Source organism: Rhodanobacter sp. FW510-R10 (assembly GCF_058781105.1).
This window is the reverse complement of sequence record NZ_JBYSWL010000001.1, coordinates 1,290,926-1,303,246: the sequence shown is the minus strand read 5'-3', so window position 1 is coordinate 1,303,246 and position 12,321 is coordinate 1,290,926. Positions and strand designations below refer to the sequence as shown.

Here is a 12,321-nt window from a genome sequence, read left to right as displayed (position 1 = left end):
GCTTCAGAGGCGCAGGTTCGCCATCTCGTCGGTGATTCCGTTCTCGCCGATGACCTGCCGGATCTTGGCCAGGTGTGCCTGCTCGCTCCACAGCTCGAACTTGTTGCCCATGCCAAGCAGCACGGCTTTCTTCTCGATGCCCGTGGTGGCACGCTGGTTTGCCGGCAGCAGAATGCGTGCAGCGCCATCCAGCTCGACCACTGCCGCCGCGCCCACCAGCTTCATCTGCAGGTCCCGATGCGCCATCACCACCTTGGACAGGGCATTGACCTGGTCGCGTACCGGCTCCCATTCCGCATGCGGAAACAACCACAGGCAACCCGGTTCGAACGGGTTGTAGGTGATCACCAGCCGATTGCTGCACTCGCGGGCCACCAGCTCGCGATACGCGGTCGGTATCGTGAGGCGACCCTTGTCGTCCACGGTAATGGCGGTTTCGCCTTGGAACACCGGCTTCACTCCACGAAAACCCACAATTTCTCACTAAAGTCCACGATAACTGTGAGTCAAGCCGAATGTCAAGGAAAATCACTTGTGAATCAATGAGAAAGCCACACCTTTCGGAAGGCTACAGTGCTTTCTCACAACCACCCGCGAGGTGCTTGAATGCACGGACAATTATTTTTCAGAATCCACGCTCCCACGACGCCTCGACGATGGAAACCCATCGTGGGCGACAGTTTCAGTGCATTCTTTTGTGGGAGCCCGCTCGCGACCGCGGGAAGCCCTTGGTGGGCGGGCGATGCCTTTCGGTCACATGTGAAAAGGCATCGCCCTCAGCGGACTCCCACATATACATAAGGAAGAGGTGGAGTCGGCCTGTAAGCCGGGTTCTGTACGTCTTGCGACGCGACAGTCATTCCTCTCGGCCAGGCGTCGCCACCTGGCTCCAGCGACCTACCCGGGAACAACGCGGGCCGCGTTGACGTTCCCCTATTTGGTCTTGCTCCGAGTGGGGTTTACCGTGCCGTACGGCGTTGGCCCCGTACGCGGTGCGCTCTTACCGCACCCTTTCACCCTTGCCTGAGCCCCTCGCGGGGCCATCGGCGGTCTGCTCTCTGTTGCACTGGCCGTCAGCTCACGCTGCCCAGGAGTTACCTGGCACTCTGCCCTATGGAGCCCGGACTTTCCTCGACGCGCACACGGCGCGACGCGACTGTCCGGCCGACTCCACCGCCAGTGTAACGGAATGCCGGCTGCAAAGCCCTAAATGCGCGGCAAACCACCGCGCGGAGCCACTAGTGGCAACAGCTATACTGCACCGTGCCCATCCGGCCTTCCGCGCCGTACCACGCATCGGCAGCAAGGCTTCCCGGTCCCCCATCCCGCTGGCGCTCCAGGCGCGCGCCCCCGTGAGGTTGCATGAAGATTTCCGCGTTTCCCAAGGTCTTGTTGTGGGCCTGCGTGCTATCGGTGACCACGGCATGCAACGGCCAGGCCGGCGCCGCCGGCGAAGCCCGGTCAGTCGCTGCGGCGCCAGCCGCCGCCAGCACCGCGCGGCCGGCAGTGCTCGCGAAGATCGAGGCCCAGGGACTGGAGATCATGGGCGACTTCGACGCCCCGTCCGGCCTGCATGGCTACGCCGGCGTGGCTGGACAGGAGCCGCTCACCGTCTATACCACCGCCGATGGCCAACATGCCCTGGTCGGCGTGCTGGTCGACGCCAAGGGCAACGACGTCGGCGCCGACGCGCTGCGCCGGCTGGTGACGGTGCCCATGTCCAAGCGCCAGTGGGCTGCGCTGGAATCCAGCACCTGGATTGCCGACGGCGCCGCCAACGCGCCGCGCGTGGTGTATGCCTTCACCGATCCGAACTGTCCATATTGCCACCGCTTCTGGGAAGCGGCCCGGCCCTGGGTCGAATCCGGCAAGGTGCAACTGCGGCACGTCATGGTCGGCGTGATCCGGCCGGACAGTGCCAACAAGGTGGCCACGATGCTGACCGCCAAGTCGCCCTCCGCCGCGCTCGTGCGCAACGAGCAGACGTTTGACAAAGGCGGCATCGAGGCTGCCGCCAAAGTGCCGGAAGCCGTGCGTCAGAAGCTCGACGGCAACGAGAAACTGATGCTGCAGATGGGTTTCCAGGGCACGCCGGGTATCGTCTACCTTGACGCAAACGGCGTTCTGCAACGCCGCTCCGGCCTGCCCAGCTCCGACCAGCTGCCGGTGATCCTGGGGCCGCGCTGAGCGCACCCTCGTTCCGCCATGCCGCGCGACGCAGTCGCACGGCAAAGGCGCCGGGTTCCCGTTTGCGCGCACTGCAGTCCGGAACGTTTTTGGGAACTGCTGAGCCAAGGCGACGCCGCTGCCTCTGTTGTCATTACCGTGGAGCAACCCCTCGGCGTCTTTCCCACGAGCCCTCTGTCGTCATTCCCGCGAAAGCGGGAATCCAGGCGCTTTTTTGCATTCCCATCGCCAGCGGGAAAGCACTGGATGACCAGACATTCGTCTGTTGTAAAGCGCTTCCCGCTTTCGCGGGAATGACGCCGGGGAGGGTTGCGTCGCGGGGTGACGGTGTGGGGGGTGACCGGGGTGGCGGTGGTTCCGCTAGCGTTTAGGCTCGGGCTGATCGGTGGTGTACAGCACCTTGCGCGGCGCCCCACTGAGTGCAGCAGCCAGCCGCGCGGCCTTGGCCGGCGGCAGCTCCTCACGCAGCACGGCAAAGATGCGCCGGCCCTCGGCCAACTGCGCGTCGACCTCGTCGCCGCGGCCGGACACCAGCACCACGCATTCGCCGCGCTGCTGGTCCGGGTCGGCGGCGACGCGTGCCGCCAGGGCCTCCAGCGGCTCGCCCAGCACGGTCTCGAACACCTTGGTCAGCTCGCGCGCCAGCACCGCCTCGCGCGCGCCACCAAACACCTCGCGCATGTCCGCCAGGCTCTCGGCAATGCGGTGCGCCGACTCATAGAAGATGAGCGTACGTGGATCGCCGGCCAGCTCGCGCAGGCGGCTGCGACGGGCCGCGGATCGCGGCGGCAGGAAACCCTCAAATACGAAGCGGTCGCTCGGCAGCCCAGCCACCGACAGGGCGGCAATGGCAGCGCAGGCACCCGGCACGGGGATACAGCGGATGCCGGCCGCACGCGCGGCGCGGACCAGGCGAAAACCCGGATCGCTGACCAGCGGCGTGCCGGCATCGCTGATCAGGGCCACCGATTGGCCGCCCAGCATGCGCTCGACGAGGCCCGCCACCGCCTCGCGCTCGTTGTATTCGTGCAGCGCCAGCAACGGCGTGTCGATGCCGTGGTAGAGCAGCAAGGGCCGGCTGTGGCGGGTATCCTCCGCGGCGATCACACTCGCCGCGCGCAGCACCGCCACCGCACGCACCGACAGATCGTCGCGGTTCCCGATCGGGGTGGCGACCACATGCAGGCAACCCGTGGCGACATTCGTCATCCGGCAGACTCGACTCAAGCGCGAGGTGTGATCCGCTATCATCGCGCATTGCCGCCATGACGACCCGGAATCCTTCCATGCGCTTTGCGCGCCTTGCTCAGGCCATCGTCAGCGCACTGGTCATGTCGCTGGTGCTGGCGGCCTGCGCGCCGGTCAGCATGCGGCCATCGGCAACCGAGACGGCCGCCGCGCGGGATGCCGCGGCGCTGGCTGGCCGCGGCCATTTCGACGCCGCGGCCCAAGCCTACCTGGCGCTGGCCGACGCCGACCGGGCCCGAGCCGACCACTATCGCCTGCTGGCCGCGGAAAGCTGGCGCCAGGGCGGCGAGCTGGACCGTGCAGCACCCATCCTGCAGAAGATCGACCGCAGCAAGCTCGCCGGCGACGCACCCCTGCGCCTGGACTTGTTGCGTGCCGAGCGAGCCCTGGACACGCACAACCTGCCCGAGGCGCTGCACCTGACCATCGAGCCAAAGGTGGCCGTGCCCCCCGCCCTGCGGCCACGCCTGCTGGAGCTGCGCGCGCGCGCGCTGGCGGCCGACGGTGACCACTGGGGCAGCGCACGCACCCGCGCCGAGATGCAGGACCAGCTGAGCGGCTTCGACCGCCAACAGAACCAGCAGCAGATCGTCGAGCAATTGGCCATGCTCGGTACCGGCCCGCTCAAGCAGCGCGCCGCCGCCATGCAGGCCGGGGATCGCATGCTGCCATGGATCAATGCCGCCCTGGCCAGCCTTGGCGTCACCGTGGCGCAACCGCCAGCCCAATTGCAGCGTCCGGTCGGCACGCTGCTGCCTGGTGCCAACGCCAATGTGCGCGAAGGCTACAAGGTGCCGGACCACCTGGCCTTGCTGCTACCGCTCGATGGCGCCTATGCCGCGGTCGGCACTTCGGTCGCGGAAGGCTTCTTCGCCGCCTACTTCAATGCCGGACGCGAACAGGCCCCGCGCCCGGCCGTGCGCGTCTACAACACCCACAGCACACCCGAAATGGCACTCAGCGGCTACCAGCAGGCACTGGCTGATGGCGCGCAGCTGGTGGTCGGCCCGTTGACGCGCGATGCCGTGGCCGCATTGTTCAAGCAGTCCAGGCTGCCGGTGCCCACCCTGGCGCTGAATCACCCGGACAATCGTCGCCTGCCCGCCGGCGACGCCAGCGAATTTGGCCTGATGCCGGAGACCGAGGGCGCCCAGGCAGCGGCGCACATGATCGAGCGCGGCTTGCGCCACGCCTATACCATCGTCTCCAGCGTCGACTTTTCCCAGCGCGCGCTAAGCGCGTTCAAGGCCGAATACGCCGCGCGCGGCGGCACGCTGCTGGGCAGCGCCACGTTCGAGAGCGGTGGCACGGCGCTCGCCGGGCTGAACCTGGCCAATGCGCCCGAAGATGCCGGCGTGTTCATCAGCATGCGCCCGGCCCAGGCCCGCGTGCTGGTGCCGCAATTGCGCGCCGCCAAGATCCAATTGCCCGTGGTCGCCACCTCGCACGTCTACGACGGCTCCGACGATGCAGCCAGCAACCGCGACCTGGATGGCGTTGAGTTTTGCGATGCGCCATGGCTGTTCAACGCCCAGCCGGGCCTGCCGCCATTCGGCGACGTCGGGGCGCTGCTGCCTTCCGCGCGGGGCGCCACGGCACGTCTGTTTGCCTTTGGCATGGACGCCTGGAACCTGGTGCCCTATCTCAGCTGGCTGCGCAGCAATCCAGGCAGCTATCTGCCCGGCGCCACCGGGCAGCTCACCTCGGACCAGTTCGGGCGCATCCGCCGCGTGCTGACTTGGGCGGTGTTCGACAATGGCATTGCGCATCCGCTCGACGGCAGCCTGCAAATGGACAATGTGCCGTCGGCCGCGCCGCCCGAACCGGGACAGGTCCCGGCCTTGCCGGTACCGGCGTCCAGCGTGGCACCGCCAGCTGCCTCCAGCGTGGGTGCGCCGCCGCCTGCCGCGATCCCGGTACGCAACGGCTGATGATGCGCGAGCCCAGCGGCGCGGCTTTCGAGTACCGCGCGCGTGCTGCGCTCGAGGCGGCCGGCCTGCAGTTGCTGGCACACAACTACCTGACCCGGCGCGGTGAGCTGGACCTGGTCATGCGCGAGGGCGACACGATCGTCTTCGTCGAGGTGCGCTATCGCCGGCACGCCGGCCATGGCGATGCAACGGCATCGGTGACGGCACGCAAGCGCGGGCGCGTGATCCTGGCCGCGCGGCAATGGTTGGGCGCCCATCCCGAACACGCGCAGCGCCCATGCCGCTTCGACGTGGTGTGTTACGACGGACCCGCGGCGGGCGCGCGGCAGACCTGGCTGCGCGCGGCATTCGACGCCAGCTAGGCTCGGACCCGCATCCCGCGGTTGTGGGAGCTTGGGAAGGACGACCGCGCCGCTACAATGACGCATGCACATCGGTCCCTATCGCATCGACCCGCCCCTCGTCCTTGGCCCCATGGCCGGGGTTACCGACAAGCCGTTCCGCGTGCTGTGCAAGCAGCTCGGCGCGGGCTTGGCCGTGTCCGAGATGACCACGGCCGATCCCAGCCTGTGGCACACCAGCAAGTCGCTGCATCGCATGGACCACGCCGGTGAGCCGGAGCCGGTGAGCGTGCAGATTGCCGGCTACGACCCCGACATGCTGGCCGAGGCGGCACGCTTCAATGTCGCCAACGGTGCGCAGATCATCGACATCAACATGGGCTGCCCGGCCAAGAAGGTGTGCAACGTCTGGTCCGGCTCCGCGCTGCTGCAGGACGAACCGCTGGTCGCGCGCATCGTCAAGGCCGTGGTCGAGGCGGTGGAGGTGCCGGTCACCCTGAAGATGCGTACCGGCTGGGACCGCGAACACCGCAACGCGGTGCACATTGCGCACATTGCCGAGGACGCCGGCATCGCAGCGCTGGCCGTGCATGGCCGCACGCGTGCCGACCGTTATGCCGGCGAGGCCGAGTACGCCACCATCGCGGCGGTAAAGGCAGCCGTGCGCATCCCGGTGCTGGCCAACGGCGACGTGACCACGCCGCAGCAGGCGCGGCAGGTGCTCGCTGTCACCGGCGCCGATGCCGTGATGATCGGCCGCGGCGCCCAGGGCCGCCCCTGGATCTTTCGCGAGATCGCGCATTTCCTGGAGCGCGGCGAGCTGCTTGCGGAGCCCACGCCGGACGAAGTGGGGGCCATCCTGCTGCACCACCTCGAACAGCTGTACGCGTTCTACGGCGAAGAATCCGGCGTGCGCATCGCACGCAAGCATCTGGGCTGGTACGCCAAGGATCGCCCGGAAAACGCCGCCTTCCGCCAGGTGGTCAATCGCGCCGGTTCCGCCAGCGAGCAACTGCGCCAGACGCGCGACTATTTCGCCCTGCTCGCCGGGCAGCCCGCGCTCGCCGCCTGAACGCTTGGTCGCCAGCCACCGTGGCGGCCATCTGACTCACCCTCAGCCCACCCCAGTCCGGCGGCCAGTCTGCCGCCCATTGACTCGCGCCGATACTCGCCGTAATGTCCGCTTTTGCTCCAGATATCTCTCCATCCGCATATACCGATGAATAGGCGAGAGCCCGCGTCGGACCTTCGGCGCTGATGCATCGCTACGGCAGCCATTGAAGGCAAGCCGGCGCGCGACATTCCAGCCTGATCGGCTGCTGCGGTGTCCCGGACAGGGCAGCGGCCGGCGCCGATCCCGGCAAGCACTACCGCCACCCACTCGTTCAACATCGACATCCGATCCCAGAGGAACACTCCATGGCACAGGTCACCTTTCTCGGCTTTCCGCGCATCGGCCTCAAACGCGAACTCAAGCGCGCGCTGGAAACGTATTGGCGCGGCAAGACCGGCGCATCCGACCTGCTCGAAACCGCGCGCACGCTGCGCCGGCGCCATTGGCAGCTGGCCCGTGACGCCGGTGCCGATGTCGTGGCCTGCAACGATTTCAGCCTGTATGACCAGGTGCTGGACACTGCCGTGCTGTTCGATGCCATCCCCCAGCGCTACCGGCCGGCATTCGCCAAAAGCCACCTGGACGGTTATTTCGCGATGGCACGCGGCCGCAAGGACGACACGCTCGACGTCCACGCCATGGAAATGACCAAGTGGTTCGACACCAACTACCACTACATCGTGCCCGAGCTCGATGCCGGGCAGAAATTTGCCCTGCGCGGCGACAAGCCGGTCGCCGAATTCCTGGAGGCCAAGACGCTCGGCCATGTGGCGCGCCCGGTCGTGCTCGGTCCGCTGTCATTCCTGCTGCTGGCCAAGACCGTGGACGGCAGCGCCCCGCTGGCCCTGCTTGATGCGCTGCTGCCGGCGTACGTCGACCTCCTGCAGAAGCTTGCCGCCGCCGGCGCCGAATGGGTGCAGCTGGACGAGCCGTGCCTGGTGCTCGACCAGGATGCGGCGACCGGCGAGGCCTATCGCCGCGCCTACACCGCGCTGGCCGCCGCGCATGGGCCGAAGCTCCTGCTGGCCACCTATTTTGGCGCACTCGGCAATAACCTGGCACTGGCAACCAGCCTGCCGGCAGACGGTCTGCACGTCGACCTGGTGCGTGCACCGGCCCAGCTCGAGGCCGTGCTCGGCGCGTTGCCCGCCCACGCCGTGCTCAGCGCTGGCGTCGTCGACGGGCGCAACGTCTGGCGCAGCCACCCGGATCGGGTCCTGCCCCTGCTGCGCAAGGCACTGGCGGCGGTCGGCAGTGAGCGGCTGTGGTTGGCGCCATCGTGTTCGCTGCTGCACACGCCGATCGATCTTGCCGCGGAAAACGCGCTCGATCCGGCGCGGCGGGCCACCATGGCGTTTGCCCGGCAGAAGATCGAGGAATTGCGCGTCTACGCCGATGCCCTGGACGGTAACACCGCGGCGACCGCGACGCTTACCGAACAGCAGGCCGAACTGAGCGCGCATTTGCAAGCCCCCGGCATCACCAACCCGGCCGTGCGCGCGCGCCTGCACGCGCTCAGCCCGCAGAGCACGCTGCGCCGCTCGCCGCATGCCAAGCGCGCCCTGACCCAGGCCGAAGCCCGCCCGCTGCCGCTGCTGCCCACCACCACGATCGGCTCGTTCCCGCAGACCGACGAGCTGCGCAAGGCCCGCGCCGGACACCGCGCCGGCCGACTCGACGACGTCGCCTACGATGCGTTGCTGAAGCGGGAAGTGGAGCACGTCGTACGCTTCCAGGAATCGATTGGCCTGGACGTGCTGGTGCACGGCGAGCCCGAGCGCAACGACATGGTCGAGTACTTTGGCGAGCAATTGGACGGCTATTTGTTCACCAAGCTTGGCTGGGTGCAGAGCTACGGCTCGCGCTGCGTGAAACCGCCGGTCATCTGGGGCGACATCGCCCGCCCCGCACCGATGACCGTGGCCTGGTCGACCTATGCGCAGTCACTCACCACCAAGCCGATGAAGGGCATGCTGACCGGCCCGGTGACCATGCTGCAATGGTCCTTCGTGCGCGACGACCTGCCGCGCGAGACCGTATGCCGGCAGATGGCGCTCGCCCTGCGCGACGAGGTGCACGACCTGGAGGCGGCCGGTATCGGTGTGATCCAGATCGACGAACCGGCGTTGCGTGAAGGCCTGCCGCTGCGCCGTGCCGACTGGGCCGGCTACCTGGCCTGGGCGGTGGAGTGTTTCCGCATCACCGCCGGCGGCGTACGCGACGCCACCCAGATCCACACACACATGTGCTATTCGGAGTTCAACGACATCATCGAGGCTGTGGCCGCCATGGACGCCGACGTGATTTCGATGGAGACCAGCCGCTCGCGCATGGAGCTGCTCGACGCGTTCGTGAAGTTCCACTACCCGAACGATATCGGCCCAGGCGTGTACGACATCCATTCGCCGCGTATCCCCGACCAGGCCGAGATCACCGACCTGCTGCGCCGCGCGCTTGCGGTGCTGAAGCCTGGGCAGCTCTGGGTAAACCCGGACTGCGGATTGAAGACCCGCGGCTGGCCCGAAGTGGAAGCGGCCCTGCGCAATATGGTGGCCGCGACCCTGCAGCTGCGCAGCGAGCTCAAGCTCTCCGCCTGACTCCGCGCCACCGGAGAATTTGTGGGAGCCCGCCTGCGGGCTCCCACAACCACAACCAGCACGCGTGCGTTCGCAAATCGAGTCACGTAATATCGTGCCAAGGAACCCGCTTGTGCGTGCGTATTCCGCTGGAGAACGCGCTCGATGCATGACGTCATCGACCCTAGGGAACCCAACGCAGTGCAATGGCCACGCGTGGATGTGATGCTGCGTATCCTTGCCACTCGGCTCACCCATGCCGCCGAAGGGCGCTCACCGCCGCTCGACGCAGCCTTGGGCGAGCTGCGCCAAAGCCTGCGCGAACCGCAAGACGAGGAGTCCCTGCAAGCCCAGGTGCACGCGCTGACCATGGCCATGCGCTCGCTGGAGGCGGACCCCTGGCCCCTGCCGGTGGAGGCTGCGCCGCTCAACCAGGCCGACCAGCCCAGCAGCGCCAGAGCGACGCTGCTGGACCTCATCGACCAGCTCGAACCCGACCAGTCCACGTGTGCCGAATGGCACCGGCTGCGCACCGAAATCGCGGCCAGCAGCGATCCGGACCAACTGCCCGCGCAGTCGGCAACGCTGGCCCAGCTGCTCAACCAGACCCAGCAGCAACGGTCGACGCAACTGGCTGCCGTCCAGGTGCTGCTGACCCAGGTGACCACCCAACTGGGCGAATTTGCGCAATACCTCGAGCGCGCCGATGCCGACCAGGCTGACGGCACCACCGCCCGCCAGGCATTGGACCGCAACCTGACCAGCGAGATGGATGCCCTCGGCACGCGGCTGCAGGCGGTACCGGAACTGGACTCGCTGCAGACCGAGATTCAGCAGCGCATGCAGGCGATCTCGGCGCACCTCAAGACCTTCCATGCGCAGGAAGATGCGCGCGCCCGCGTCTGGCAGACCCGTTCGGAGCAGATGGACCACCGCATCCATGAGCTTGAGCGCTCCGCCCAGGACATGGAGATCAGCCTGCGCAAGGAACACCAGCGGGCCACGACCGATCCACTGACCGGGATCGCGAACCGCCTGGTCTTCGAGCAGCGCATGGCCGAGGTGTGCCAGCAGGCGCAGGCAGGCAAGGTCGCCAGCCTGCTGATCCTCGACATCGACCACTTCAAGCGCATCAACGACGACTATGGCCACGCCGCCGGCGACCGTGCCTTGTGCATCGTCTCGCGCCAGTTGGCCACGGTGCTGCGGCTGGGTGACGTGCTGGCGCGTTACGGCGGCGAGGAATTCGCGGTGATCCTCTCTGGCGCGAACCTGAAGATGGCCCGACAAAAGGGCGAGAGCCTGCGCAAGCAAATCGAGACCACGAGCTTTCTAGGCCGGCGGAAACCGGTGCGCATCACGCTGTGTTGTGGGGTTACCGAGGTGCGCGCTGGCGATACCCCGGCCACGGTGTTTGCGCGCGCCGACCGGGCCCTGTACCTGGCCAAGGATCGCGGCCGCAACCGGGTCGAAGCCGAGTGAGGCCTGCCGCGTCATGGCGGCCCGGTCGGCAAGGCTGGCGACGGCAAGCACCCGGGCCCGACCAAATGGAAGGCTGAAACACGACCAAAATCGGCGCCTGTGCCGCCCGCCCCGACGGCTGTAAAGCCGGCCCCGTCGCAGTATCATGGCACCCTCGTATCTTTGTATCCGCAACGAAGGATATTCCCCCGATGTCGAACTACCTGTTCACCTCCGAGTCCGTATCCGAAGGCCATCCGGACAAAGTCGCCGACCAGATCTCGGATGCGGTGCTCGACGCCGTCATTGCCAAGGATCCAGCCGCGCATGTGGCCTGCGAGACCATGGTCAAGACCGGCGTGGCGATCGTCGCCGGCGAAATCACCACCAACGCCTGGATCGACCTCGAGGCGATCACGCGCAAGGTGATCCTGGACATTGGCTACAACTCCAGCGACGTCGGCTTCGACGGCGCCACCTGCGGCGTGCTGAACCTGATCGGCAAGCAGTCGCCCGACATCAACCAGGGCGTGGTGCGCAGCCGCGCCGAAGACCAAGGCGCCGGTGACCAGGGCCTGATGTTCGGCTACGCGACCAATGAAACCACGGACATGATGCCGGCGGCGATCTACTACTCGCACCGGCTGGTCGAGCAGCAGGCCAAGGTACGCAAGGCGAAAAAGTCGCCACTGCCGTGGCTGCGGCCCGACGCCAAGAGCCAGGTCACGTTGCGCTACGAGGACGACAAGGCGGTGGCGATCGATGCCGTCGTGCTCTCCACCCAGCACGATCCAGACGTCAAGCAGAAGGATCTGATCGAGGCCGTACACGAGCTGATCCTGAAGCCGGTGCTGCCGGCGCGCCTGCTGCACAAGGGCACCAAGTACCACGTCAACCCGACCGGCAAGTTCGTCATCGGCGGTCCTGTCGGCGATTGCGGCCTGACCGGCCGCAAGATCATTGTCGACACTTACGGCGGCTGGGCCCGGCATGGCGGCGGCGCCTTCTCCGGCAAAGACCCGTCCAAGGTGGACCGCTCGGCCTCGTACGCCGCCCGCTACGTGGCCAAGAACATCGTCGCCGCCGGCATTGCCGCGCGGTGCGAGGTACAGGTGAGCTACGCCATTGGCGTGGCCAAGCCGACCTCAGTGTCGGTCACCACCTTTGGCACCGGCAAGATCAGCGACGAAAAGATCGAGCAGCTGATCCGCAAGCACTTCGACTTGCGCCCCTACGGCATCTTGCAAATGCTCGACCTGATCCATCCGATGTACCAGGCGACCGCCAGCTACGGCCACTTCGGCCGCGCGCCCAAGCCCAACACCACCTATGAGTGGGAAGCCCTGGAAAACGGCAAGAAGGTGAAGAAGCGCACCGAGCCGTTCACCGCGTTTTCCTGGGAACAGACCGACCGCGCCGAGGCGCTGCGCAAGGACGCCAAGCTGAAGTAAAAAGAGGGGACG

The 12,321-nt window shown here is 67.1% G+C and carries 9 protein-coding genes and 1 other RNA gene; 7 read left to right on the top strand and 3 right to left on the bottom strand.

From position 1 onward, the window contains the following. Positions 1-3 precede the first annotated feature (3 nt). Both mraZ and rnpB read right to left on the bottom strand, forming a co-directional pair. A complete protein-coding gene (gene mraZ / locus AC3WJB_RS05470) occupies positions 4-459 on the bottom strand; it encodes a division/cell wall cluster transcriptional repressor MraZ (RefSeq protein WP_492679484.1) in 456 nt (151 codons plus the stop codon). A 347-nt stretch (positions 460-806) separates the two neighbouring features. Further along, positions 807-1,172, bottom strand: an RNA gene (gene rnpB, locus AC3WJB_RS05465) — RNase P RNA component class A. 190 nt (positions 1,173-1,362) lie between these two features. Between rnpB and dsbG the strand changes: the two genes are divergently transcribed. Beyond that, positions 1,363-2,187 carry a thiol:disulfide interchange protein DsbG gene (gene dsbG, locus AC3WJB_RS05460; RefSeq protein ID WP_492679482.1) on the top strand — a complete coding sequence of 275 codons (825 nt, stop codon included), beginning with the start codon at positions 1,363-1,365 and terminating at the stop codon, positions 2,185-2,187. Between the two features lie 360 nt (positions 2,188-2,547). Here the strand turns inward: dsbG and rsmI are convergent, their stop codons facing one another. Beyond that, positions 2,548-3,396 carry a 16S rRNA (cytidine(1402)-2'-O)-methyltransferase gene (gene rsmI / locus AC3WJB_RS05455; RefSeq protein WP_492679480.1) on the bottom strand — a complete coding sequence of 283 codons (849 nt, stop codon included), beginning with the start codon at positions 3,394-3,396 and terminating at the stop codon, positions 2,548-2,550. Positions 3,397-3,473: 77 nt separating this feature from the next. Between rsmI and AC3WJB_RS05450 the strand changes: the two genes are divergently transcribed. The 6 genes from AC3WJB_RS05450 (at position 3,474) to metK (ending at position 12,309) form a co-directional block, all read left to right on the top strand. Next, positions 3,474-5,366 (top strand): penicillin-binding protein activator, encoded by a 1,893-nt coding sequence (locus AC3WJB_RS05450; RefSeq protein WP_492679478.1) that lies wholly within the window; start codon positions 3,474-3,476, stop codon positions 5,364-5,366. After that, positions 5,366-5,728, top strand: a complete 363-nt coding sequence (locus AC3WJB_RS05445; RefSeq protein WP_492679476.1) for a YraN family protein — start codon at positions 5,366-5,368, stop codon at positions 5,726-5,728. The genes AC3WJB_RS05450 and AC3WJB_RS05445 overlap by 1 nt, the downstream gene beginning before the upstream one ends. 64 nt (positions 5,729-5,792) lie before the next feature. After that, positions 5,793-6,779: a tRNA dihydrouridine synthase DusB gene (gene dusB / locus AC3WJB_RS05440; protein WP_492679474.1), complete on the top strand. Its 987-nt coding sequence runs from the start codon at positions 5,793-5,795 to the stop codon at positions 6,777-6,779. 347 nt (positions 6,780-7,126) lie between these two features. Continuing rightward, positions 7,127-9,418 carry a 5-methyltetrahydropteroyltriglutamate--homocysteine S-methyltransferase gene (gene metE, locus AC3WJB_RS05435; RefSeq protein WP_492679472.1) on the top strand — a complete coding sequence of 764 codons (2,292 nt, stop codon included), beginning with the start codon at positions 7,127-7,129 and terminating at the stop codon, positions 9,416-9,418. A 204-nt stretch (positions 9,419-9,622) separates the two neighbouring features. Then, positions 9,623-10,879 carry a GGDEF domain-containing protein gene (locus AC3WJB_RS05430; RefSeq protein WP_492679470.1) on the top strand — a complete coding sequence of 419 codons (1,257 nt, stop codon included), beginning with the start codon at positions 9,623-9,625 and terminating at the stop codon, positions 10,877-10,879. A 191-nt stretch (positions 10,880-11,070) separates the two neighbouring features. Beyond that, entirely contained in the window at positions 11,071-12,309 is a 1,239-nt protein-coding gene (gene metK / locus AC3WJB_RS05425) for a methionine adenosyltransferase (protein WP_492679468.1), read from the top strand. Positions 12,310-12,321: the final 12 nt, after the last annotated feature.